The sequence below is a fragment of the Vagococcus hydrophili genome (genome assembly GCF_011304195.1).
In the GTDB taxonomy this organism is placed as follows: domain Bacteria; phylum Bacillota; class Bacilli; order Lactobacillales; family Vagococcaceae; genus Vagococcus; species Vagococcus hydrophili.
Genome location: NZ_CP049887.1, coordinates 320973 through 345791, shown reverse-complemented (window position 1 = coordinate 345791; position 24819 = coordinate 320973). Strand labels below are relative to the sequence as shown.

The window sequence follows — 24819 nt, the reverse complement described above, 5'->3', positions numbered from 1 at the left end:
CTTATCATTTTCAGAAAATAATAAGTGACCACATGATGATAACATCGTGTGGTCACTTTGTCAAAGAAGCTGTTTTTTATAAATGAAAGAAAAACAAAAAAGCTGTGGCAGAATCAAATTCTGTCACAGCTTTTGAATACAACTATAAACTTGGGTAAAAAAAGTTACTCATTCGTTGCGTGGCGTATTCATCTCCAACAAAATATAAGGTATTTCCTGCATTTAAAACAGCGTAAGGACCAGGAGATAAGACGAGTTCTTCATTATGTAAGATGGCAATCACCGTTGCTCCTGTTTCTTGCCATAAATTGAGTTCAGAAATAGAAGTCTGTAAATGGCTCGCTTCAGAAGTTAAGACAAGTTCTGAAGGGAGTAAAGGATTCACTTGATTAATTTTAACTGTTTGTGAGACTAGTTGATTAACAAGAGTGGTCACATGATTGAGCTCTTCTTTTTGTTGTTTCAAACTGCTTATTAGTTCGTTTTTTATGTCTTGAATGGATTGAACATCTTTAAATTGCTCTAAGAAGGATACGGCACGCTGCTTTGAAGCAACGATCACACCACTGCCATGTTTCACTTCTAATATTTTTAAATCGACTAAAATATTAACGGCTTTTCTGGCTGTTTCAGGTGAGACGCTAAATGTAGAGGCAAGTGTCGATCTGGCATAAAGTTTGTCCCCAACGGCGTAGCGATTATCGACAATTCTTTCAGCTATCTCAATAGCAACTTGCTGGTAACGGGGTGATCTGGTTTCTTTCTTTTTTGTCATAATTAGGGACCTCCTTAATAAATCAATTACATCGTACTAAAAAAAGTCGAAAAAAGCAAAAACAAAAAAATCCTTCTATCGTAAAAGTTTAAGCAATGTTTTACGATAGAAGGAGTATGGTTGATAGAGATAGGCTTATGCTAAGTATTGGAAAACTTCTTTTTCGTCATAAAGATGTAGCATTTTACCAAACACAAAGCGAGTTAATAGAGCTGTTGCAATTGGGATAACAAACCAAACTATCAAAGCTAAGATTAAACTAATGCTTTTATCCCCCATATCAATAGAAGTTAAAGGTCCAACTAAACCAACCAATCCGAAACCAGCAGATTTTGGTGTTCCTGAAACTTGGAAAAGGGCAACTGGAATGGAAGAAATAATTGCAGTCACAACGGCTGGTAAGATAATGATTGGATATCTAAAAAGATTGGGCATCATCATTTTCATGGCACCACAAGCAATGGCAATTGTAATCCCTGATTTATTTGTTTTCCATGAATGAACGACTAAAACGATGGTTGTAGCAGCAACGCCCATTGCTGCAGCTCCGGCAGAGACACCGTTTAATTGAATCGCCATCCCAATTGCCACCGTTGAAATAGGAGAGATAATCAATACAGCAAAGAAACTAGCGATTAAGGCACTCATTAAAATAGGTTGTAAATTAGTAAAGGAATTAATCATACTACCAATAGCAGCGGTAATTCCGGAAACGTAAGGTAAAATTAAAAGTCCGATAATTCCACTACCAGCACCGATTAAAATAGGAGCTAAAACAATTTTTACTGAACCAAGTTTTTCACCAACAAACATCGTTAAAAGAATAGCAATACTGGCTGTGATCATGGTGTTGATTAAATCTCCAGTTCCTTTTGAGAGATAGGCTTCCGCAGTTGCGTTAAAGGTGGTTACACCAGAACCAACATAACTTGCTCCTGCAACAATTGCCATATCTAAGGGATTAAACTTGAATTGAAGGGCAATTAAGGCACCGATTAAAAGAGGTGTCGCTACTTGGAAAATAACAACCGCCTGCGTAATAAAAATAGCAGTAGGATTATCACCAAATAGATTTAAAATAGCTGCTAAAACAGCATTGGGAATTAACCCAACAATAATCCCTGTTGCTGTTCCAGATAAAACTTTATTAAAAAATTCTTTTGCATTTACTTTTTCATACATAAACAATCACTCCAATTTTCTTAAAAATAACTATATAATTAGTTTGTGTTTTTATTAACAAATTAATTATATAAAAAAAATTCCTATAAAGGATTAAAATAACATAATAAATAATAACTTAGCTAAGTGAGAATGAAAGAAAGGTGATACAAGTAGTGAAAATAAGCACTAACTTTTATCAAAAACGAAGGTATATTAGTGGTGGATGTTAAAAAAATAGCTCGTTATAAAAAGATAATGATGAGTAAAAAATATACTTTTCTAATTGTATTCTAATTATTCTGAAGATGCAACACTTAATTGAAAAAAAATAAGCAATCGATTAGTATATATCAATAACGAATGGTATAATCGAACAATAGCATCATGATAAGACTAAAGTTGAGGAGTATAGGGAATGAAAAATAAATTTTTAACTATTTTTATGACAGCAACTTTTACTAGTGGTTTAATTGCCCCCGTGGTAGGCTATGCAGCGACAGAAATTACTAGTGAAGTTAGTATAGAAAATGTTCAAAAAGAAGAACTAAATGAAACAGAAGCAACAAGTGAGACATCATCAACAGAAGAAACATCAACAACTGAAACCACAGAAGAAACAACTGTTGAAACAACAACATCTGAATCTAGTGTAGAAGAATCTACGTCAGAATCAACTTCAACAGAAGAATCAACGATTCAAACGACAACAGAATCAAGTAAAACAGAAGAGTCGAAAAAACCAGAAACATCAACAACAAGTAGTACAAAAGAAAAACCAAAGCCAAAACCTGCACCAACAAAGAATAAACCCACAGAATCAACGCCAAAAGAGAGCGTCCACATTAACGAAACATCGGATGTTGTTTTACCAACTGGTGAAGAAGAAAGTAGCTTTGTCTCAACAACAGACATTAAATTTATCAAAAACCAAACGACAGAAGATTTTATCGAAAGTATTGGCGATAAAGCGAGAGAAATTGGTCAAGAATATGATTTATATGCGTCAGTTATGATTGCACAAGCTATTCTTGAAACGGGTTCTGGAAATAGTGAATTAAGCCAAGCACCTAACCATAACTTATTTGGTATTAAAGGATCATACAAAGGGCAATCTGTTTCTTATAACACAAGTGAAGACAACGGAAAAGGCAGCCTTTATACAATTAAAGCTGAATTTAGAAAATATCCAGGTTACAAAGAATCTTTTGAAGATTACGCGGAGTTATTGACAGATACTAAAAAAGGTAACGGCGATTTCTACAAAGGAACTTGGAAGAAAAACGCTAAAACGTATCAAGAGGCAACAAAATCTTTAACTGGTAAGTACGCAACAGATACAAGTTATGATCAAAAATTAAACAAATTAATTGAAACATATGATTTAACATTCTTTGATAAGAAGTTAGATGGGGATGCTAAAATCCAAAATATTTACTATGATGTAAAACCAGGCGACACAATTGATTCAATTATTGCTGAAAAAACAGTCGATAAAAAAGAATTTTTAAACTGGAACAAAAAATTAGTAGATGAGAAAAAAGCCTTAACAGAAGGTCAACGTGTCATCGTTGGTCAAAGAAAAATCTCAAGTTACAAAATTAAAAACTTAAAATCAAAAGAAGTTAGTGAATTTATCATTCCATTAAAAGAGGGTTACAGTATTTCTAGTCCATTTGGTGCCAGAGATTCAGAACACCATAATGGAATCGATATGGCAGTTGCTGAAAATACACTAATTTATGCAAGTTCTGACGGTAAAGTAGTGGCTAAAGGATTTGATCCTTCAGCTGGTAATTACGTGATTTTACAACATGAAAATGGTTTGTTTACTAGCTACTTCCATATGAACCGTTCATCTGTTGGGTTGGATGAAAAAGTAAAAATGGGTGATATGATTGGTTACGTTGGTTCAACTGGTAACTCAACAGGCGCACATTTACATTTTGCCATCAACACTGAACTTTGGTCAGGTTACATTAATCCAGCTAATTACATGAATTTTAATTAGAATTTATAAGAAGAGATGAGTCTAGAGTATTCATTTCTTCTTTTTTTTGTTAAGATAAGGAAGAATAAAAAAAGAAAGTGGAGATACTATGCAAGTACATAAAGCAGAAATCGTAATTAGTGCGGTTCAACCAGAACAATATCCAAAAACAAAATTACCTGAAATTGCCTTAGCAGGTCGTTCAAACGTAGGGAAATCATCATTTATTAATACGTTAATTAATCGTAAAGGCTTAGCTAGAACATCCGGTAAACCAGGAAAAACACAAACCTTAAATTTCTATTTGATTGAAGAAGCCCTTCATTTTGTGGATGTTCCAGGCTATGGTTATGCCAAAGTTTCAAAAACAGAACGTGTTAAATGGGGACAAATGATTGAGACGTATATTACGGAAAGAGAACAACTAAAGGCCGTTGTCTCACTTGTTGATTTCCGTCACGATCCATCAGAAGAAGATGTACAGATGTATAACTTCTTAAAATACTATGAAATCCCAGTGATTGTTGTGGCTACTAAGAGTGATAAAATCAAACGTAGCCAGTGGAATAAACATGAGGCAGCTATCAAAAGAAAATTAGTCTTCGACGCAACAGACGATTTCATTATCTTCTCATCAGAAACAAAAGAAGGAAAAGAAGAAGCATGGAAAGCAATTGAAAACTTTTTGTAAAACAAGTATGATGAAACAGGCGTTAAGCTTCAAATAATTAAAAAATACACGAAAAAAGATGCCTAAAACTAGGCATCTTTTTCGTTATTCTTCATTGTAATGGTTGTGTTTTTAATATCTACTGTAAATTGATTGTTTTTATTAACGGCTTTTTCATTCTCTTTTTTATCTGGATCAATTGCAAATTCTTCGAATAGTTTTTCAAGACTATCAGTTTTTTTGAAAGTCATTCCCATGTTAATAACACATCCTTTTCTATTTAATATTGTACCACGTTTTCTTAAAAGTGTTAATTAGGATAGACGTATTGATTTGGTTTAGCACGGTAGTCTTCAAAGTCGGTCTCTTTTTCTAATGTCCAATCAGCTAATGTTTTTCCAATGATAGGACCTGTCGTTAAACCAGAAGAACCTAAACCACTAGCAACAAGTAGTTGTGGTAAGCTGTCAATTTCCCCAAAAAATGGCGAATAGTCTGAAGTATAAGCTCTTGTACCTACGCGACTACCAACAACCGTAGCATTTTCATCAATGGTCGAAATAAAATTTTGAGCCTCTTTTTTTAGTGAGCCAAGTAATTCATTATCAGGTGAAAGATCGTAATCTTTATCATTTTCATGGGTTGCACCAATTAATATCTTCCCATCGTCAAAAGGAATGATATCTGTTTCTCCAACTGGCATTAAAACAGGCCAATTTTTGGTATCAGAAGTAATTTTTATTTCGATTAATTGTCCTTTTTGAGGTCTGATATCCACATAAAAATCAAGAGGACGGAGTAAATCGCCAATCCAAGCACCACAAGCAAGGATGAGTTGATCAAAAATAAATGTTTCTTGTTGTGCGATAACTTCCCATTGATTATTCTTATAAGAAATAGATTGAACAACATCTGAAATACTTTGATTACCTTGTCTCACCGCTTCTTTTTTCAAAAGTTGAGTTAAAGCCGCGCCATCAATCTTAGCTCCTCCAGAAATAAAAAGGGCATCTTCTGTCATATTAATATCGGCAATTCTTTCTTTGATTTCAGAGTACGACAAATGATTAACATTTCCGATTTCTGGTGCGTCTATCTTTCTTGTTTCTGCTAATTTTTTTAATTTTTCAAGAAGGACAGGGGTATTTTTGTAAAGTAATGTCCCAGTTTGTTGATAGACATGATCGGTATTTTGATTTTCATTTAAATCAGCAATCAGCGTTTGGTAGAATTTAGCACCTTCTTTAGCTAAAAAATACCATTCTTGATTTCGTCTTTGAGATAGCCAAGGAGAGATAATACCAGCCGCAGCAGAGGTTGCTTGTCCTACACCACTATCGATTAAAGTGACGTTTTGATTTTCTTTAGTTAGGTAGTAGGCAGCCGTACTTCCAACAATGCCTCCACCAATGATTCCAATTTTTTTAGTCATTTGTTTGATTCCTCTCTGTTAAGTTTCACAAAATAAGTATAACAAAAAATCATGAAGATATCATAAACATAATGTTCAGAATATCTTCATGATTGATTTTTTAGTCTTCAAAAGGTTCTACATGGACATCAATATCAAATATTTTGAATTTTCGTTTTAAATCCTCTTCCATGTCATCAACGATTTGATGACTTTGTTTAACGGTTAGATCAGGATCAACACGGACAGTGACATCTAAAAAAATATTTGCCCCTAAGTTACGGGCTCTTAAAACAGGTACTTCTTTAATGCCTTCAACTTTTAAAATTTCTAATTTGTAGATAACTAATTTATCACGGTCAAAACCGTCAGATAGATAAAACGTACTTTCTTTAAAAATATCAAAAGCTGTTTTTAGAATGACTAAAGCAATCACGACAGCTGTTAATGTATCTAGCCATGCTAAATGGAAGGTAGCTGTAATGACAGCAATTGATGCCCCTAAACTTGTTAGCATATCACTAAAATTATCCTTTGATACAGCGATGAGTGAACTACTTTGATATTTTTCACCTAATTTTTTATTAACCAGATAAACAGCATACATGATAATTGCTGAAATAATACCAACCACCGCAGCAATTGGATCGGGTTTTTGAATATCGTGATTAATTAGTGAGTGAAGAGCTTTAATTAAAACATCGAAACCAACAGCAAACATGATGAGAGACGTTAAAAGGCTCGCAACATTCTCAGCTTTCCAATGGCCATAACGATGCTCGTTATCAGCTGGTTTTCTGGATAGTCGTAGCCCAATTAAAATCGCAATCGAAGCGATAGTATCTGTAAAATTATTAAGTCCATCCGCAGATAGAGCTTTCGAGTTAGCATAACTACCAACTCCTAGTTTGAATGCAGCTAAAATAACGTAAGCTAAAATACTGATCAATGCTCCCTTTTCAGCCTGTTTTAGTTCTGCACTTCTTTCTGTCATTATTTGACCCACTCCCTTTTTATTAACTGAAATGAAGTATATCAGATAGACTACCTTTTAGAAAAGGTGGAAAAAAATAATTAAGTGCTCCTAAAAATTAGTTCATGGTGGGCTATATTTTAAACTAAAAAAAGACCGACAATAAGTCAGTCTTTAATGGTCCGGGTTCGAATGGCAGATCCTCCAGTTACTCAGAGCTAACCGCCATTTTCACCACTCTTAATTTGACGGATTAATTAAAACACCATTAATATTATTTACTGTTGATAAATTAATACGTTCATTGTAAGTATTTTCAGTTCCTACAGTTGAAAAGTTTAAATAAAGATCTTCTCCATTGTATACAAGTTCAAAGAAATCAACATCAGCAAATACTTTTCTTTCTGTATTGTTATAAACAGCGATTAGCGTGCCTTTTTCAATGTATAAAGCTGTTGTTAAAAGGTCATTCGTTGCTGCAAGTATTGAGATTTTTTTTCTAGCCATGATCAATCACTCCCTTCAGAACAGTTTATCATACTGAATTAAACTGTTTCAACTATAAATATAAAAAAAGATAGTTTTTAGGAGTTTAATAAAACGATTGTTATGAACTTTGGTCGCTATTAAAAGGACATTTTTTCAATTCGATTGAAAGCATCTTCCAATACTGAAAGATCTTGGGTCGCTGCTAGACGGACGTAGTTATCACCAGATTCACCGAAAGCTTTGCCAGGAATAACGAGAACTTGATGTTCTTGAAGTAATTTCATTGCAAATTCTACAGAACCTAGCCCAGTTTTAGAAATATTAATAAAAGCATACATACTTCCTTTAACAGGGTGGAGTGACATGAAAGGAACACTAGCCACACGCTTTTCGACATATTCTAGACGTTCCTTAAAGACAGCGACCACACTTGGTACTAATTCTTCAGCATGATTTAAGGCGTAAATTCCCGCACGTTGTGAAGGCGTAGGTGCTGAGAAGGTGATATCTTCGTTTAACAGTTTACACGCTTTATTAATATACTCAGGTGCAATCATGTAACCAATTCGCCAACCAGTCATCGCAAAAGCTTTAGAGAAACTACTAAAAGTGATGGTATTATCAGGGGCAAAAGTTGCCATTGGTGTGAAGTCTTCATAAAAATTAAACGCTTCGTAAACTTCGTCAGAAAGAATAAAGAAGTTATGTTCAATCGCTAAATCAGCAATTTGTTTGAAGGTATCTTTTGAAAAAACAGCCCCTGTTGGATTATTCGGCGAGTTAATAATTAATGCTTTTGTTTTTGGCGTAATGGCTTTTTTTAGCACGTCCACATTAATCTGGAAACCATCTTCTTCGTAAGTTGGAATGATAACCGGAGTTCCAACAGCTTCGATAACTTGCGTTTTATAAGGTGAGAAGAAAGGTTCATGAATAATGACTTCATCATCTTTATCAAGTAAAACTTGTAGTGTCAGATACATACCTTGAAGAGCGCCGACTGATGCTCTAACTTGTTCAGGTTTAAAGTTAAGATTGTATTGGCGCTGATAAAAATCAATCACCGCCTGGATAAATTCTTGACTACCGTCTGAGGCAGTATAGTGTGTGTGACCTGCTTTAACATCTTTAAACGCTGCGGCAATAATCGTTGTGTCAGTTGTTAAATCTGGATCACCAATCGATAAGTTCAACAGATCATCCATTTGGCTCGCCATTGTTGTGAAATCCATTAAAAGATTTTCCACAGGTTGTTGGTAAAATTGTGATAAATAAGTTTGATTCATGAATACCCTCCTTAAAATTTAGTAAGAAAATAGGGAAGTAGAAAGGTGCCTTTTTCTACTGACTATTATCAAAATACATAAAAATAAACGGTGCCACAGAAGTAGCTTCTACGGAAATAAATCGAAAATCACAAAAATTTGAAAAGCAATTTTCGTGATTTCCTTTTTATTTCTTGAAGCTGAGCACTTCTGAGACAACCTTCTCACCATTTTATAATACTTTACTTAAAAAGTCTTGTGTTCTGCTATTTTTTGGTTGTTCAAATATTTCTTCTGGTGTTCCTTCTTCTTGAATGATACCTTCTGCCATGAAAATCACACGATCGGCAACTTCTTTAGCAAATCCCATTTCGTGAGTCACAACAACCATTGTCATGCCGTCCTTAGCTAAATCTTGCATAACAGTTAACACTTCTCCAACCATTTCAGGGTCAAGGGCAGAAGTCGGTTCATCAAACAACATAACATCTGGATTCATAGCTAAAGCACGAGCAATCGCTACACGTTGTTTTTGACCACCAGATAATTGAGAAGGGAAGCTAGAAGCTTTATCTTTTAAGCCAACTTTATCTAATAAATCTAAAGCATTTTTTTCAGCTATTTCTTTTGTTTCGCCTTTGACTTTAATTGGGCTAATCGTTAAATTATCAAGAACTGATTTATGAGGAAATAGGTTGAAACCTTGAAATACCATGCCCATTTTTTGACGTAATTCATTGATATTCGTTTTTTGATCCGTTAAATTAGTTCCTTCGAATTCGATGGTACCACTTGTTGGTTCTTCTAAAAGGTTTAAACATCTTAGAAAGGTACTTTTACCACTTCCAGAAGGGCCGATAACTACAACAACCTCACCTTGCTTAATGTTAACATCTATTCCTTTTAAGACTTCGTTTTTGTCAAAAGTCTTCGTTAATTTTTTCGTTTTAATCATTTGTTCCCATTCTCCTTTCAGCGACACCTAAAATTCTAGATAATGTAAATGTTAACATAAAGTAAATCAGTGAAACAATCATAATTGGTAAGAAGGGTTTAAAGCTCGCTCCTTGTACCACGCCACCTTGGAACATTAATTCAGAAACACCAATAACTGATACTACTGAAGACTCTTTAATAACAGTGACAAATTCATTACCTAAAGCAGGTAAAATATTTTTAATCGCTTGTGGGAAAACAATTAATTTCATTGATTGGAACTGGTTCATTCCTAAAGATCTAGCGGCTTCTGTTTGACCTTTATCCACTGCATTAATTCCAGCACGGATAATCTCGGCAACGTAGGCACCACTATTTAAAGAAAGTGCTAAACAACTTGCAGCAAGGGCGCTAAGATCAAACCCGATTACATTTGAACCGAAAAAGACTAAGAAAATCTGAACCAGTAAAGGTGTTCCTCTAACATATTCAATGTAACAAATTGAGAAAAACTTGAATAATTTATTTTTAGATAATTTCATCAAAGCTAAAATAGCACCGATAACTGCACCAAAGAGTACGCCAACGAAAGCTAAGAAAACAGTATAGGCTGTTCCTTTTAAATAGAAAGAACCGTATTTTTTAAAGAAAGATTCTTCGTTAAACATATATTTATAAGCATCTTCTTTATAAGTATCTAACAATTTTTCATCTTTAATTTCTTTAATTGATTTGTTAACTGAGTCAAGAAAATCTGTTGAGTTTTTTGGAATCGCCACAGCTGTTCCTTTTTTCTCATTTTCAAATGAAATACCATCAGCTATAGTAAATAAGTTACTTTGAGCTACATACGCTTCAGCTACAGGACCTTCAATAACAGCCCCATCAATTTTATTATTTTGTAGTTGTAAAATAATATCTGGTAAACGTTGCAGAGATACTGTATCAGCATGTAATTCATTGTTAGCTAATTCTTCTTGTGTGGATTGTTTTTGAGCCCCAACTTTTAAGCCTTTGAAGCTATCGATCGAATTGAATTTATCTTTATCTTCTTTTCTGATAACCACTTTTTGTTCGACGGTCATATAGTTATCTGAGAAATCAACTTCTTTCAATCTCTCAGGAGTAGGTGACATTCCAGAAATAATCATGTCGATTTTTCCTGTTTTTAAAGCCCCAATTAAAGCATCAAAGCCATATTCTTCAATTTTTAACTTAACACCTATATCATCGGCGATTTTTTGAGCAATATCAATATCTGTCCCAACAATTTTATCTTTTCCATCCACTGTCGCGTGAAATTCATAAGGCGCATAATCAGCAGATAATCCAACTGTTAAAACCCCTTTATCTTGTACCTTTTTCATTGTCGGGTCATTACTTTCTGCATGAACGGAAGTAAGACTTGTTAAACTAATTAAAAACATTAAAATGATTGCGAATTTTTTTTGCCATTTTTTTATCATGTACGAAACTCCTTTTTCTTATCTTTTTTTAATATAAAAAGAAGTATACATAAATCCAAAGTATTATGCAAGATAAAAATGAATATTTGAATAAAAACTCGAAAATTATTGCATAAAAATACCGTTTTCATTATAATGATGAATAAAAGGAGAGATGATAATGAATGAAACGATGATTGTCAGAGGAGCGCCACAAGAGTATATATGTCACGCGGGTGCGTGGAATCAGTTAGAGGAGCACCTATTAAAAAGAAAGTTAAAGAAAGTCTTAATTTTACATGGTGAGAAGTCGTGGCAGGTGGCTAGAGAATTTTTCCCTGAGTTAAAGGAAGTAGGGTGTCACTTTAAACATTATAAAAATGAATGTACTTTTGAAAATATTAGCTACTTTGTCGAATTTATTAAAGAAAATGATTTAGATGGAATCATTGCTATTGGTGGGGGAAAGGTACTTGATTTAGGAAAAGCAGTGGCAGCTGATATATTAATACCAGTTATTTGTTTACCGACTTTAGCCTCAACGTGTGCTGCTTATACACCTTTAAGTGTGATTTACAACAATGAGGGTGCCATGGTTGATATGCTTTTTTTCAGTCAAAGCATTAGTCTGACACTTGTTGATCCAGAAGTCATTCTTAATTCGCCAAAAGAATTACTTGTAGCAGGAATCGGAGATACTTTAGCTAAGTGGTACGAATCTAATCCTGTTATTTCAGAGTTAAGCACATACTCAGCAGAAATCGCCGTGGCTAAATTTGCAGCTAAAGAGTGTCGAGATAATTTATTAATGTGTTCTAAACAAGCTTTAATTGATTTAGAAAATAAAGAACTCACTGAAGATTTTATTAAGATAGTAGAAACTAATATTTTACTTGCGGGAATGGTGGGTGGTTTTGGGGATAAGTACGGGCGAACATTTGGAGCTCACAGTATTCATGATGCGATGACTTATATTCCTAAGACTAAGAATTATTTACACGGAAATAAAGTGGCTTATGGAATTTTAGTGCAACTTATAATAGAAGAAAAGTTGTCAGAGGTATCAGAGTTGATTCCTTTTTATCAAGAAATTGGTCTACCTTATCAATTTTCAAGTTTGGCTATAACTAGAGATGATTTGGATACTATTGCAAAAAAAGCTAACGAAGATCCTTTGATGCATTTATTACCTTGTCAGGTGACGAAAGAAAAAATTAAGCAGGCTATGTTAACTTTAGAGACAATCTAACAGAAAATGATTTCAAGTAAAGACTTCAAAAGTGATATTTTGAGAGTCTTTTTTAATGATCTTGAAATAAAACCTGTGTGAAAACGTTGACATTGTAAAAATGATTTGTTATTATTTGTTTAGAAACAAAACATATGAATGGATAGTAACATTAAGTTGGCTAAACCTAATTTTTCTAAAGCAGACGCTTATTTGGCGTATTTTTTAGAAAGGTTGGGTTTTTTTCTTTTTTTAAGAGGTAGGGGGAGAAGTAAAATGATCATTCACAAAGTGCTCAATAATAATGTTGTCATTGTATTGGATGAAAAAAATGAGGAACAAGTAGTTACGGGGAGAGGTTTAGCTTTTAAGAAACGTCCAGGAGATGTGTTAGCAGAAAAAAATATAACACAAGTCTTTAACTTAGCGAAAAATCAACCATCTAATAAAGTTCAAGAGCTTTTAAAGGAAGTACCAGTAGATATTATTGAAGTTGTTGATGATATTGTTAAATATGCGAGAACTAAATTGAATAAAGAAATCAGCGATTCAGTTTATCTCTTTTTAATGGATCATATAAATGGAGCTATCGAAAGAGAGAAAGAAGGCATTGCTTTAAAAAATATCTTGATTTGGGATATTAAACGCTTCTTTCCAGAAGAGTATCTAGTGGGAAAAGATGCCTTAAAGATGGTGAATGAAAAAATGAATACGACCTTGTCTAAAGAAGAAGCTGGATTCATTACCTTACATTTAGTTAATTCCGAAATGTCAGATAAGTTTGGTAATGCTTATGAGTTAACAGAACTCATGAGTCAGGTAACTAATATTGTTAAATATCATTTCAAAGTAGAAATCAATGAGCAGTCGGTGTATTTTGACCGATTCAGCACTCATTTGAAATACTTTTGCTATCGCATTTTAAATAAACGAACCTTTAAAAGCAAGGGAGATGACGAACTTTTTGAGATGGTAAAGGTAAAATATAAAAATGAATATGAATGTGTCCTAAAAATAAACGAGTATGTTAAGCAAAGGTATATGTATCAAATGCCAAAAGAAGAACAGCTCTATTTAATGATTCATATTGCAAAACTAGTTAGTACAGAACAGTAACGAGTGTATGGATGGTAACATTAAGTTGGCCAAACCTTCATTATATAAAAAATAATTTATATGGAGGAAAACACAATGAGCAAGTATCAAGAGTTAGCACAAGAAATTGTCAAACAAGTTGGAGGAAAGGAGAACATTAACAGTTTAACCCACTGTGTGACACGTCTTCGTTTTAAATTAAAAGACGAGTCAAAAGCCAATGATGATGTATTGAAAAAAATGGACGGCGTTGTGACTGTCATGAAGAGTGGTGGTCAATATCAAGTGGTTATTGGGAACCATGTGCCACTTGTTTATGCAGATGTTGTTGAATTGACCGGTGTTTCTGAAAGTTCAGATAGTGCTGAAGGCGAGAAAATGAAATTTTTCGATCGTATTATTGACATTATTAGTGGTTGTTTCCAACCTTTCTTGGGAGCGCTATGTGCCGCAGGGATGATTAAAGGACTGAATGCGTTGCTTGTCTTTTTAGGAACGGTTATTGGTGGCTTCAACTATGAAACAACTGGGGGAACGTATTTAATTTTAAATGCCATCGGGGACAGTGTCTTCTACTTTTTACCAGTTATTATAGGCTATACCTCAGCTAAAAAATTTAAGTTACAACCAATGATTGGTATGGTAATTGGAGCTGCACTTTGTTATCCAAGTATCCAGTTATCAGCTTTAGGCGGAGCAGAGCCGATTGGACAACTATTTGGCACTGATTATTTCTTTAAATTTATGGGAATTCCAGTTTTAGCGAATAACTACGTTTCAACAGTTATTCCAGTTATCGTTATTGTTGCACTAGCTGCGTACATTCAAAAAATCGCTAAACGAATTGTTCCTGAAATGCTAGCTAATTTCTTTGTTCCGTTCATTGTGTTACTAATTGCATTACCAGTTGGATTCATTGTTATTGGACCAATTATTAGTACATTAACAGCTTTATTAAGTTTAGGATTTTCAGCGCTTCACGGTTTTTCACCAATTATTTTCGGAATAATTGTCGGTTTCTTCTGGCAAGCATTAGTTATTTTTGGTTTACATTGGAGTTTAATTCCTTTAGCAATGATCAACTTAGCAGAATTAGGATTTGATAACATTTTAGCAGCAACATTTGGTGCGAGTTTTGCTCAAACAGCAGTTGTCCTTGCGATGTATTTCAAATTGAAAGATAAAAAGTTAAAAAGTTTATGTATTCCAGCTGTTATTTCAGGTTTTTGTGGAGTAACGGAACCAGCAATTTATGGTATTACATTACCTAAGAAAAAACCTTTCATCTTTAGTATGATTGGCGGTGGTGTTGCAGGTGCATTTATTGGGGTAGTTAACATTAAGAGCTATACAATGGGTGGTTTAGGTATTTTTGGAGTGGTCAACTTCATTAATACAAAAACAGGAGATGCAAGTGGTATGATAAATTCATTTATCGCTATTGTGATTGCTTCAGTTGTTGGATTTGTTCTAACTTATTTCTTCTGGAAAGATGATTATGTGGAGGAGGAAACAATTGAGAACACAGTAAAATCAGTTGAAAAAGAAATTATCAAAGCACCAATTAAAGGCAATGTTTTACCATTATCACAAGCAAAAGATGAAGCATTCGCTGAAGGTATTTTAGGGAAAGGTGTCGTTATTGAACCAACTGAGGGCGTGTTGTACGCACCATTTGATGGAACTATTCTTTCGTTATTTCCTACAAAACATGCGATTGGGATTGTCTCAAATAAAGGATTAGAGTTATTAATTCATATTGGTTTAGACACGGTGCAAATGGAAGGTGAAGGTTTCACAGCTTTTCTAGCTCAAGGTGATTCATTTAAAGCAGGGGATAAATTATTAGAATTTGATATTCAAAAAATTGAGGCGGCAGGTTTTAGTACTCAAACACCGATTGTTATTACAAATTTTAATGATTATTTAGATATTGTTGAAAATACAGGTAAAAAAGTAACCACTGAAGATGAGTTAATGATTGCCGTTATTTAAAAAAGAAATGGAGTGAAACGATGAGAGTTATTATTACAAAAAACTATGAAGAATTAGGCAAAGTTGCATCCCAACATTTATTAGGAACTATGTTTGCTTCACAAGAGCGAGTAAATCTAGCTATTACAGCAGGTAGAACACCTCTTGAAGTTTATAAATACTTGGTTCCAGAAGTGAAAGATAAGAACTATTTAAATCATGTTCACTACTATAATTTTGATGAAATCCCTTATAAGGATAATAAACAAGAAGGAATTACAATTGCTGATCTACGTAGATTATATTTAAATCCAGCTAATGTATTAGAAGAAAATATTCACGTTCTTGATGGTGAGAATTATGAAAACCAAGACAATCGCATACAGAATGACGGTGGACTAGATTCAATTCTTTTGGGAGTAGGAGCTGATGGGCATTATTGTGGTAACTTACCAAACACAACGACTGTCAATGACTATACATCAAAAGTAACGTTTGAAGATAATCCTGACTTAGAACAAGTGATTATTGATCATTTTATTGATCCAAAAGATGCCCCTGATTTTTATGTAACCATGGGACCAAGAAGTATTATGAGTGCGAAACAATTAGTTTTAATCGCTAATGGTCGTGAAAAATCTGGTATTATGAAATCATTCATTGAGGGTGAAATCACACCTGATTTACCAGTAACTTATTTAAAACTACATCCTAATTTAGTTGTTATTATGGATGAAGAAGCTGCATCAGAATTAAACTAAGGGAACAACAGTAATTAAGTTTACTATTAATATATACGGAGGTAAGACAATGGGATTTAGAAAAGATTTTTTATGGGGTGGCGCAACAGCTGCTAATCAATGTGAGGGTGGTTATGATAAAGGTGGACGTGGTTTAGCAAACGTTGACTTAGCACCAGTGGGAGAAGATCGTTTTCCAGTTATCACAGGAGAGATGAAAATGTTTGATTTTGATGAAAAGCATTTTTATCCAGCACAAAATGCCATTGATATGTACACACATTTTAAAGAAGATATTGCTCTTTTTGGTGAAATGGGATTCAAAACATACCGTCTATCAATCGCTTGGAGCCGAATTTTTCCAATGGGTGACGAAACTGAGCCAAATGAAGAAGGTCTACAATTTTACGAAGACTTATTCAAAGAGTGTCGCAAACATGGGATTGAACCATTAGTAACGATTACCCATTTTGACTGTCCAATGCACTTAGTTGAAAAATATGGAGCTTGGAGAAGTCGTGAAATGGTAGGTTTCTATGAAAATCTATGTCACGCTATTTTCAACCGTTATAAAGGTCTAGTTAAATATTGGTTAACATTTAACGAAATTAATATGATTTTACACGCACCATTTATGGGAGCTGGACTTTACTTTGAAGAAGGAGAAAACAAAGAGCAAGTGAAATATCAAGCAGCGCATCACGAGTTATTAGCAAGTGCCGTTGCGACAAAAATCGCTCATGAAGTAGACCCTGAAAATCAAGTAGGTTGTATGTTAGCAGCAGGAACAAACTATGCGTATACATGTAAACCAGAAGACGTTTGGGCAGCTAAAAAATCTGACCGTGAAAACTACTTCTTTATCGATGTTCAATCAAGAGGCGCGTACCCAACTTATGCACTTAAAGAAATGGAACGTAATGGTATTAAGATTCAAATGGAAGAGGGAGACGCTGAGTTATTAAAAGCTCATACAGTTGACTTTATTTCATTCTCATATTATTCATCACGTGTACAAACGTCAGATCCTAAATTATTAGAAGAAACAGCTGGAAATATCTTTGCCTCAGTTAAAAATCCTTATTTAGAAGCAAGTGAATGGGGATGGCAAATTGATCCACTAGGACTACGTGTAACAATGAATGACTTATACGATCGTTACCAAAAACCATTATTTATCGTGGAAAATGGATTAGGTGCAGTGGATACTCCTGATGAAAATGGCAATGTAATTGATGATTACCGTATTTCTTATTTAGCAGCTCACATCCAAGCGATGAAAGATGCCGTTGAGTTAGATGGGGTTGATTTATTAGGTTATACAACTTGGGGCTGTATCGATTTAGTTAGTGCCGGAACAGGTGAAATGAAGAAACGTTACGGTTTTATCTATGTGGATCGCGACAATGATGGTAACGGAACATTGAAACGTTCTAAGAAAAAATCATTTGATTGGTACAAACAAGTTATCGCAAGTAATGGTGAAGATTTAAGTAACAAGTAAGACAATTGAAAAGAGACTGAAATTAGAAAACCAGTCTCTTTTTCTATGAATAAAAATAAAAACGTTTACATAAAAGGGGTAATAATTATGAAAAAGTCAATTAAATTGTTAGGAATCACAGCACTTACTTTAGCGCTATTCACAGCTTGTACACCAGAGAAAAAAGCAGAAGAAAAAACCAAAGAAAAACCAAAAGAAGAGTTAACTCTTTATGTAGTCCGTCATGGTAAAACCATGTTAAATACGACTGATCGTGTTCAAGGTTGGTCAGATGCTGTTTTAACGCCAGAAGGTGAAAAAGTTGTTAGTGCCGCAGGAAAGGGCATGAAAGATATTGAGTTTCAAAATGCTTATAGTAGTGATAGTGGGCGTGCGATGCAAACAGCAAACCTCATCTTAAAAGAAAATCAAACATCGTCTAAATTAGATTTACAAACAGATCCAGGTTTGAGAGAATTCAATTTTGGAACCTATGAAGGTGATCTAAATCATACGATGTGGAATGATATTGCTAAAGATCAAGGAGTCACACCAGAAGAGTTTATGAAGAATATGACACCAGAATCATTTGCAAATAGTGTGGCGAAAATTGACAAAGAGAAAAATAAAGATGGTAAAAATTGGCCAGCAGAAGACTTTAAAACAATCACAGACCGGTTGACTAAATCAATTGATAGTATTGTTGAAAAAGAGATGAAAGCTGATGGTAATGGGAACGTTTTAGTTGTTTCTCACGGCTTGAGTATTTCAGCTTTACTAGACACATTATTTGATGATTTCAAAATGCCAGAAGGCGGCTTAAAAAATGCCAGTGTTTCTGTGATTAAAGTTAAGGATGGAAAATACACATTAGAAAGTGTGAATGATACAAGTTATATTGAAAAAGGAAAAAGTGAGAAATAGAATTTATAGATTGGGGATTTCGTTTTAATAAACGAAGTCCTTTTTTTATTTAAATTAAAATTAGATTAAAAAAAGATTGCTTAATTCTCATTTATGTAATAGACTTAATCCTATAGTTAATTATAGGGGGATGTTTTTATGAGATATAAAAAGTTAATTGGTTCAATAGTTATCTTGAGCTCAGTGGTATTATTAGCTGCTTGCTCAGGTGGAGGAGACACTAAAAAAGAGAAATCAAAAAAAAACAATAAAACAGAACACGTCGCAAAATTTGGGATCCCTCAAGAAGTCGCGAGTATCGATCCTGCAAAAGCCACTGATAAAGTTAGTTTTGGTGTGCTAAATCAAATTTACGAAGGTTTCTACCGTATGAATAAAGATAATCAACCGGAACCAGCTGGGGCAAAAGAATTAGCAACTGTTAGTGAAGACGGGTTAACTTACACATTGAAACTACGTGAAGAAGCGAAATGGAGTAATGGCGAACCAGTTGTGGCTAAAGACTATGTCTATGCTTGGCAACGTGTAGTAAATCCAGAAACAGCATCAGAGTATGCATACTTAATTGAAAACGTAAAAAATGCTAAGGCAATCTCAGCAGGTGAGAAAAAACCTGAGGAATTAGGAATTGAAGCGGTGAATGATCATGAAGTGAAGATTACTTTAGATAATGCTATTCCTTATTTTGATTCATTATTGGCTTTTCCAACATTCTTTCCATTAAATCAAAAAGCGGTTGAAGAGTTCGGTAAAGATTTTGCTAATTCGAGTGAAAAAACAATTTATAATGGACCATTTGTTTTATCAGAATTTAGTGGACCTGGTTCAGATATTGAGTGGAAATATCTGAAAAATAAAGATTACTGGGATAAAGACGCTGTGAAGATTGATGAGATTCAAGCGATGGTTGTTAAGGAAGGTTCAACGGCTTTAAACTTGTATGAAGATGGTCAATTAGATGACGTGATTGTAACAGGTGAATTAGCTAAGCAATACCGTGAAGATCCAAACTTTAACGGTGAAAAAGATGGTCGTGTGATTTACATTGAACCAAATCGTGAGAGTAAAAAAGCCCCATTTGATAATGTGAACTTCCGTAAAGCACTTTATTATTCAGTGGATAATAAAGCGATTGTTGATACAATTTTAGGTGATGGTTCAGAGCCTGTTTCAGGTATCGTTCCTAAGACACTCGCTGTAAGCCCAGAAACGAAAAAAGATTTCGTGGATGAATCTGGTGAGTACAAAACTTATGATGAGAAAAAAGCTAAGGAATACTTAGAAAAAGCTAAAAAAGAGCTGAATACAACAGAATTTAGTTTTGATATTTTAACAGATGATAACGAATCAACGAAAAAATTAGCTGAATATTTACAAGGGTCATTTAAAGACAAATTAGGTATCAAAACAACTGTGACACCGGTAACTAAACCAATTCGTTTAGATCGTACTTCGAGTGGTGATTTTGATATGGTAGTAACAGGTTGGGGTGCTGATTATAATGATGTGAGTTCGTTCTTAGATTTATTTGAAACAGGAAATAGTTATAATAAAGGTAAATATACCAATAAAAACTATGACAAATTAATCCAAGATGCCAAAATAACTCACGCAACTGATGAAAAAGCGCGTTGGGCTGACTACTTAGCAGCTGAAAAAATTCTTTTAGAAGAAGATGCAGCCGTTATTCCAGTGTATCAAGTTGTTGAAGGTCACTTAAGAAACCCTAATCTAACGGGATATATCGCTCATAGTGCAGGCGCATCTTATGAATACAAATATTTAGAGATGAAAGAATAATTTAAAACTTAAATGTTGACGAGAGATTATTTGTTTGGTAATATCTTTTTAACAAATAAAACAGTCTGAATTAAAAATGTATTGAAAAGGAAAGTAATAACGACAGAAGTTTTTAGAGAGTCTCGGTTGGTGAAAAGAGATAACGGAAAGCGTTGTGAAAATGGCCTTTGAACAGGTAAGTTGACTAATTAAACTTACACGGGGGTGCCTGTTATCGCACAAAGGTATGTTAGTACCGGAAAGCAGGCGCTTTTGATAAAAAGGTGGTAGCAAAGAAAAGAATCTTTGTCCTTTAAAAGGGGCAAGGATTCTTTTTTATACTCTTTTTCACATTTTTGTAAAGACTAAAAGGGGAAATATAGGATGAAAAAGAAATTACTAGTAGGAAGTATTGTGACACTGAGTTTAGTTTTAAGCGCTTGTGGAGGTAAACAGAAAGAAACGTCTCAAAGTCAAAAATCAGAAGAGATTTCACAAAAAATAGCAATCAGCACCCCAGCACCAATTTCAACGCTAGATACGACTCAAACAACCGATAAAAACACCTTCACAATGGTTCAACATTTGTTCGAAGGGTTAACCAGATTTGATAAAGACACTCAACCTGTTCCAGGAGTAGCTGAAAAAATTGATGTGAGTGAAGATGGTAAGAGTTATACCTTTAAAATTAGAAAAGACGCTAAGTGGAGTGATGGTACAAAAATAACTGCTCATGATTTTGAATATTCATGGAAGAAATTAATTGATCCAAAAACCCAAGGACCCAATGCTTATCTTTTAGACAGTGTGGTAAATAGTTTAGCGGTCCGTAATGGTGAGAAATCAGTAGAGGAAGTTGGATTTAAAGCGACATCTGATGATGAATTTCAAGTAGCTTTAGAACATGCTCAACCCTCATTTTTATCGGTGCTAGCTATTGGTTGGTTAGCGCCTCAATCAGAAGAGTTCGTGAAGAAAACAGGTGATAAATATGGAACGAACAGTGATTCTATTTTATACAATGGAGCCTTTGTTTTAAATGATTGGAACGGAACAAGTGATACATGGAAATTAGAGAAGAATGAAGCTTACTGGGATCAGAAAGAAGTTAAGTTAAAAGAGATTAGTGTTCAAACATTGAAAGAAGAAAATACAGGAATCAACCTATTTGAGAGTCAGGAACTGGACTTAGTCAGAATTAGTGGTCAAAACGTGGCCCAGTATAAAGATTTAGAAGGATACATTTCTTATTCAGACGTAGCAAATAGTTTCTTGGATTTTAATAAAAAAGAGGGAACGCCAGCTGGAAACGTCAACTTAAGAAAAGCTATTTCTCTAGCAATCGACAAAGAAGCCTTAACTAGTAGCGTATTAGCTGATGGTTCAAAACCTTTAAATGGTTTGGTTCCTGCTAATCTTTATCAAAATGCCGAAACAAAAGAAGATTACCGAAAATATGCAGGTGAGTTTGGTGTTTATGATTTGAAAGAAGCACAAAAATATTGGACAGAAGCTAAAAAAGAATTAGGTAATAAATTGGAGTTAAAATTACTTGCAGCTGATACAGACCAAGGAAAGAAAGTTTCTGAGTATTTACAAAATCAGTTGGAACAAAATTTAGAAGGATTAAAAATTAACGTTAACTTACAACCATCTAATAATGTGAACCAATCAAGAAAAGATAAAGATTATGAATTGTCTTTATCAGGTTGGATCGCAGGAAGTAGCGAATTAGACTCATATTTTAACTTATATGCAGATAAATCTTCATACAACTATGGTAACTTTAAAAATGAAGACTATACTAAATTAGTAACAGAGGCTAAAACAAAACATGCAGCAGATGGCAACAAACAATTTGAAGACTACAAAAAGGCTGAGGAGATACTTTTAAACAAAGAAGCAGCGCAAGTTCCAATTTATCAAAGTGCCTCAAATTATTTAGTGAATCCCAAAATTAAAAATGCTGAATACCCATTGTACGGGGGATACTTCTTCTTACGTAACGCTGAGGTAGTCAACTAATAGGAGGAAAATATGAAAGAGAAATTACTAGAGCGATTTATAGCATATGCAAAATTAGATACGAGATCAGATGCCACAAGTCAGACAATTCCTACAACTAAATCCCAAGAAGAATTTGCCTTTGTGTTGAAGGAAGAATTAGAAAGAATCGGTTTATCAGAAATTAATTATAATGAGAAGAATGGTTTTTTAACAGCATGCTTGCCTAAAAATTCAGACAAATATCCAGCCATTGGATTTATTGCTCATTTAGATACAGCTGATTTTAACGCTGAAAATATCTCACCTCAGATTCATGAAAATTATGACGGTCAAGATGTATTGCTAAATAGAGAACAAGATATTGTAATGAAGGTGAGCGAGTTTCCTAACTTGAAGGATTATGTTGGAGAAACGTTAATTACCACAGATGGAACCACTTTACTTGGAGCGGATGATAAAGCAGGGATTGTTGAAATACTGGGTGCGGTGGACTATTTTATAGCTAACTCAAAAGAAGAACACGGTGATATTTGGGTAGCTTTTGGACCAGATGAAGAAATCGGACAAGGAGCGGATCATTTTGATGTCTCAACTTTCCCAGCGGAATTTGCTTATACAATAGATAGCGGAAGAATTGGTCATTTTGAATATGAAACCTTTAACGCCGCCCAAGCAACGATTCAAATTGATGGCACCAGTGTTCATCCAGGGACAGCTTATGGCATGATGGTTAATGCGATTAAAGTAGGTAATTTAATTGACCAGCGCTTGCCGCAAAATGAAGTGCCAGAAAAAACACGTGATAAAGAAGGCTTTTATTTACTCCATGATTTTAACGGTACCATTGATCAAGCAGAAATGACTTATATTATTCGTGATCATGACAAGCAGATTTTTGAAGAGCGTAAGCAAAATATTGTAAACATTGTAACTGAACTTAATCAAGAATTAGACCGTGAACGAATTACGGTGACACTGAAAGATCAATATTATAATATGAAAGAAATCATTGAAAAAGACATGCGCTCAGTGGACATTGCCATTAAAGCAATGGAAAATCTAAACATCAAGCCAATTATTACGCCATTTAGAGGTGGAACAGACGGCTCAAAGATTTCATTTATGGGACTGCCAACCCCAAATATTTTTACAGGCGGAGAAAATTTCCATGGACAGTATGAATTTATAACTCTTGAAGCAATGGAAACTGCGACTAAAACAATAATAGAAGTGATTAAGGAATCTCGCGTGTAACTGAGTTATCTTTTGACTAAGATTTTAATTTAAACTACACTTTATTTAAGGGAAGGGGAAGTTCAAGGCGTTTTAAACTTAGGAGGGAACGATTATGACAAAAGTATTAAAAGGTAAAAAGGCAATTATCACCGGATCTGGTTCAGGTATTGGACGAGAAACAGCCATTAAATTTGCTAATGAAGGTGCTGATGTAGGTTTATTAGATATTAATCCTGAAAGTTTATTACAGATTTCAAAAGAACTGACCCAAATCGGAGTGGAAAATTATTACGAAACAACAGATGTTTCAAAAGAACAAGAACTGCTAAATGCCATCCAGACTTTAGCTGAAAAATTAGGTGGTGTGGATATTCTTGTAGTTAATGCGGGAATTAATGGCACGTGGGCACCGATTGAAACCTTATCTAATTCTGATTGGAACAGAACGATTCAAACAAATTTAACTAGTACCTTTATTTCAGTAAAAGCAGTGGTTCCTTATATGAAGGAAATTGGCGGTAAAATTGTAATTACAAGCTCAATCAATGGTAATCGAATCTACAATAATTTTGGAGCCAGTGCTTACAGTACATCTAAAGCTGGACAAGTGGCTTTTATGAAAATGGCAGCTTTGGAGTTTGCTAGATACAATATTCGAGTGAATGCTGTCTGTCCGGGAGCGATTGATACAGCGATTAATGCTAGTACAATTGTAACGGAAGAAACAGAAGAAGTAGCAATTAAAGTCGAGTTTCCAGAAGGTTCACGTCCTTTATCTGATGAAACAGGAAAACCAGACCAAGTAGCAAACGTGATTTGTTTCTTATCGTCTGATCTTTCCGCCAATGTGACAGGGACAGAAATTTATGTGGACGGAGCAGAATCATTATTATAATAGTAGAAAGAAGAGAATGTAGGGTGTTCTCTTCTTTTTTCTTCCAGTTACTCAGAGCAAACCGATTTTTAAACCACTATTGACGGGGCTAAAAAATCTGCTCCTTCGGTAACTTCAGCAATAGGGAATAATCGTGAAAAGATCGATTGTTCCCTATTGCTTCCAGTTACTCAGAGCAAAACAATTTTTTATCCACCTTTAACGGGATTCAGAAGGCAACTCCTGCGACAACTATAAAAATGAAAATTAATTCCAAAAGCACGAATTATTTTTCATTTCCTCCAGCTGCTTGGAGTTAACCGCCTTCTTCATCACCTTTGTGAATTAAATTACTTAAAAAAGG

The 24819-nt window shown here is 34.4% G+C and carries 21 protein-coding genes and 1 other annotated feature; of the genes, 12 read left to right on the top strand and 9 right to left on the bottom strand.

All coding sequences use genetic code 11. The features are described from left to right. Nucleotides 1-142: 142 nt before the first annotated feature. Complete coding sequence (locus G7082_RS01715) at nt 143-775, bottom strand: GntR family transcriptional regulator (protein WP_166033446.1); 633 nt, start codon at nt 773-775, stop codon at nt 143-145. A 135-nt stretch (nt 776-910) separates the two neighbouring features. Further along, a complete protein-coding gene (locus G7082_RS01710; RefSeq protein WP_166033445.1) occupies nt 911-1957 on the bottom strand; it encodes a PTS sugar transporter subunit IIC in 1047 nt (348 codons plus the stop codon). Between the two features lie 397 nt (nt 1958-2354). Between G7082_RS01710 and G7082_RS01705 the strand changes: the two genes are divergently transcribed. Further along, nucleotides 2355-3947: a glucosaminidase domain-containing protein gene (locus G7082_RS01705; protein ID WP_166033444.1), complete on the top strand. Its 1593-nt coding sequence runs from the start codon at nt 2355-2357 to the stop codon at nt 3945-3947. Nucleotides 3948-4035: 88 nt separating this feature from the next. Further along, the gene (gene yihA / locus G7082_RS01700; RefSeq protein WP_166033443.1) at nt 4036-4617 is read left to right on the top strand and encodes a ribosome biogenesis GTP-binding protein YihA/YsxC; all 582 of its coding nucleotides are present in this window, start codon (nt 4036-4038) and stop codon (nt 4615-4617) included. 68 nt (nt 4618-4685) lie between these two features. Here the strand turns inward: yihA and G7082_RS01695 are convergent, their stop codons facing one another. From G7082_RS01695 to G7082_RS01665, 7 genes are all read right to left on the bottom strand, one after another. Then, nucleotides 4686-4853, bottom strand: a complete 168-nt coding sequence (locus G7082_RS01695; RefSeq protein WP_166033442.1) for an SPJ_0845 family protein — start codon at nt 4851-4853, stop codon at nt 4686-4688. Nucleotides 4854-4906: 53 nt separating this feature from the next. Beyond that, complete coding sequence (locus G7082_RS01690; RefSeq protein ID WP_166033441.1) at nt 4907-6028, bottom strand: NAD(P)/FAD-dependent oxidoreductase; 1122 nt, start codon at nt 6026-6028, stop codon at nt 4907-4909. A 100-nt stretch (nt 6029-6128) separates the two neighbouring features. Then, entirely contained in the window at nt 6129-7004 is an 876-nt protein-coding gene (locus G7082_RS01685) for a cation diffusion facilitator family transporter (RefSeq protein WP_166035992.1), read from the bottom strand. Nucleotides 7005-7220: 216 nt separating this feature from the next. Continuing rightward, nucleotides 7221-7487: a hypothetical protein gene (locus tag G7082_RS01680; protein ID WP_166033440.1), complete on the bottom strand. Its 267-nt coding sequence runs from the start codon at nt 7485-7487 to the stop codon at nt 7221-7223. Nucleotides 7488-7606: 119 nt separating this feature from the next. Then, the gene (locus G7082_RS01675; RefSeq protein WP_166033439.1) at nt 7607-8755 is read right to left on the bottom strand and encodes a pyridoxal phosphate-dependent aminotransferase; all 1149 of its coding nucleotides are present in this window, start codon (nt 8753-8755) and stop codon (nt 7607-7609) included. 211 nt (nt 8756-8966) lie between these two features. Beyond that, nucleotides 8967-9689 carry an amino acid ABC transporter ATP-binding protein gene (locus G7082_RS01670; RefSeq protein WP_166033438.1) on the bottom strand — a complete coding sequence of 241 codons (723 nt, stop codon included), beginning with the start codon at nt 9687-9689 and terminating at the stop codon, nt 8967-8969. Next, entirely contained in the window at nt 9682-11136 is a 1455-nt protein-coding gene (locus G7082_RS01665) for an ABC transporter substrate-binding protein/permease (RefSeq protein ID WP_166033437.1), read from the bottom strand. The genes G7082_RS01670 and G7082_RS01665 overlap by 8 nt, the downstream gene beginning before the upstream one ends. Before the next feature lie 160 nt (nt 11137-11296). Between G7082_RS01665 and G7082_RS01660 the strand changes: the two genes are divergently transcribed. The 10 genes from G7082_RS01660 (at nt 11297) to G7082_RS01615 (ending at nt 24476) form a co-directional block, all read left to right on the top strand. Next, a complete protein-coding gene (locus G7082_RS01660) occupies nt 11297-12364 on the top strand; it encodes an iron-containing alcohol dehydrogenase family protein (protein ID WP_166033436.1) in 1068 nt (355 codons plus the stop codon). A 255-nt stretch (nt 12365-12619) separates the two neighbouring features. Further along, a complete protein-coding gene (gene licT / locus G7082_RS01655; RefSeq protein ID WP_166033435.1) occupies nt 12620-13459 on the top strand; it encodes a BglG family transcription antiterminator LicT in 840 nt (279 codons plus the stop codon). Between the two features lie 75 nt (nt 13460-13534). Further along, nucleotides 13535-15433, top strand: coding sequence for a beta-glucoside-specific PTS transporter subunit IIABC (locus G7082_RS01650; RefSeq protein ID WP_166033434.1), 1899 nt, complete (start codon nt 13535-13537; stop codon nt 15431-15433). Between the two features lie 20 nt (nt 15434-15453). Then, nucleotides 15454-16173 carry a glucosamine-6-phosphate deaminase gene (locus G7082_RS01645; protein WP_166033433.1) on the top strand — a complete coding sequence of 240 codons (720 nt, stop codon included), beginning with the start codon at nt 15454-15456 and terminating at the stop codon, nt 16171-16173. A 49-nt stretch (nt 16174-16222) separates the two neighbouring features. Beyond that, entirely contained in the window at nt 16223-17656 is a 1434-nt protein-coding gene (locus G7082_RS01640) for a 6-phospho-beta-glucosidase (protein ID WP_166033432.1), read from the top strand. Nucleotides 17657-17743: 87 nt separating this feature from the next. After that, nucleotides 17744-18559, top strand: coding sequence for a histidine phosphatase family protein (locus tag G7082_RS01635; RefSeq protein WP_166033431.1), 816 nt, complete (start codon nt 17744-17746; stop codon nt 18557-18559). A 138-nt stretch (nt 18560-18697) separates the two neighbouring features. After that, complete coding sequence (locus G7082_RS01630) at nt 18698-20359, top strand: peptide ABC transporter substrate-binding protein (protein WP_166033430.1); 1662 nt, start codon at nt 18698-18700, stop codon at nt 20357-20359. Between the two features lie 72 nt (nt 20360-20431). Then, nucleotides 20432-20655: a binding site (T-box leader), on the top strand. A 67-nt stretch (nt 20656-20722) separates the two neighbouring features. Continuing rightward, entirely contained in the window at nt 20723-22363 is a 1641-nt protein-coding gene (locus G7082_RS01625; RefSeq protein ID WP_166033429.1) for a peptide ABC transporter substrate-binding protein, read from the top strand. A 12-nt stretch (nt 22364-22375) separates the two neighbouring features. After that, entirely contained in the window at nt 22376-23599 is a 1224-nt protein-coding gene (gene pepT / locus G7082_RS01620; RefSeq protein ID WP_166033428.1) for a peptidase T, read from the top strand. 94 nt (nt 23600-23693) lie between these two features. After that, the gene (locus G7082_RS01615) at nt 23694-24476 is read left to right on the top strand and encodes an SDR family oxidoreductase (protein ID WP_166033427.1); all 783 of its coding nucleotides are present in this window, start codon (nt 23694-23696) and stop codon (nt 24474-24476) included. Nucleotides 24477-24819 lie beyond the last annotated feature (343 nt).

Excerpts from the sequence above, each read along its gene's own strand:
- G7082_RS01710 (WP_166033445.1), bottom strand. The coding sequence starts at position 1,957 with ATGTATGAAAAAGTAAATGCAAAAGAATTTTTTAATAAAGTTTTATCT.
- pepT (WP_166033428.1), top strand. The coding sequence starts at position 22,376 with ATGAAAGAGAAATTACTAGAGCGATTTATAGCATATGCAAAATTAGAT.
- G7082_RS01635 (WP_166033431.1), top strand. The coding sequence starts at position 17,744 with ATGAAAAAGTCAATTAAATTGTTAGGAATCACAGCACTTACTTTAGCG.
- G7082_RS01645 (WP_166033433.1), top strand. The coding sequence starts at position 15,454 with ATGAGAGTTATTATTACAAAAAACTATGAAGAATTAGGCAAAGTTGCA.
- G7082_RS01625 (WP_166033429.1), top strand. The coding sequence starts at position 20,723 with ATGAAAAAGAAATTACTAGTAGGAAGTATTGTGACACTGAGTTTAGTT.
- G7082_RS01680 (WP_166033440.1), bottom strand. The coding sequence starts at position 7,487 with ATGGCTAGAAAAAAAATCTCAATACTTGCAGCAACGAATGACCTTTTA.
- G7082_RS01670 (WP_166033438.1), bottom strand. The coding sequence starts at position 9,689 with ATGATTAAAACGAAAAAATTAACGAAGACTTTTGACAAAAACGAAGTC.
- G7082_RS01650 (WP_166033434.1), top strand. The coding sequence starts at position 13,535 with ATGAGCAAGTATCAAGAGTTAGCACAAGAAATTGTCAAACAAGTTGGA.
- G7082_RS01665 (WP_166033437.1), bottom strand. The coding sequence starts at position 11,136 with ATGATAAAAAAATGGCAAAAAAAATTCGCAATCATTTTAATGTTTTTA.
- G7082_RS01630 (WP_166033430.1), top strand. The coding sequence starts at position 18,698 with ATGAGATATAAAAAGTTAATTGGTTCAATAGTTATCTTGAGCTCAGTG.
- G7082_RS01705 (WP_166033444.1), top strand. The coding sequence starts at position 2,355 with ATGAAAAATAAATTTTTAACTATTTTTATGACAGCAACTTTTACTAGT.
- G7082_RS01715 (WP_166033446.1), bottom strand. The coding sequence starts at position 775 with ATGACAAAAAAGAAAGAAACCAGATCACCCCGTTACCAGCAAGTTGCT.
- G7082_RS01660 (WP_166033436.1), top strand. The coding sequence starts at position 11,297 with ATGAATGAAACGATGATTGTCAGAGGAGCGCCACAAGAGTATATATGT.
- G7082_RS01615 (WP_166033427.1), top strand. The coding sequence starts at position 23,694 with ATGACAAAAGTATTAAAAGGTAAAAAGGCAATTATCACCGGATCTGGT.
- yihA (WP_166033443.1), top strand. The coding sequence starts at position 4,036 with ATGCAAGTACATAAAGCAGAAATCGTAATTAGTGCGGTTCAACCAGAA.
- licT (WP_166033435.1), top strand. The coding sequence starts at position 12,620 with ATGATCATTCACAAAGTGCTCAATAATAATGTTGTCATTGTATTGGAT.
- G7082_RS01675 (WP_166033439.1), bottom strand. The coding sequence starts at position 8,755 with ATGAATCAAACTTATTTATCACAATTTTACCAACAACCTGTGGAAAAT.
- G7082_RS01640 (WP_166033432.1), top strand. The coding sequence starts at position 16,223 with ATGGGATTTAGAAAAGATTTTTTATGGGGTGGCGCAACAGCTGCTAAT.
- G7082_RS01690 (WP_166033441.1), bottom strand. The coding sequence starts at position 6,028 with ATGACTAAAAAAATTGGAATCATTGGTGGAGGCATTGTTGGAAGTACG.
- G7082_RS01695 (WP_166033442.1), bottom strand. The coding sequence starts at position 4,853 with ATGGGAATGACTTTCAAAAAAACTGATAGTCTTGAAAAACTATTCGAA.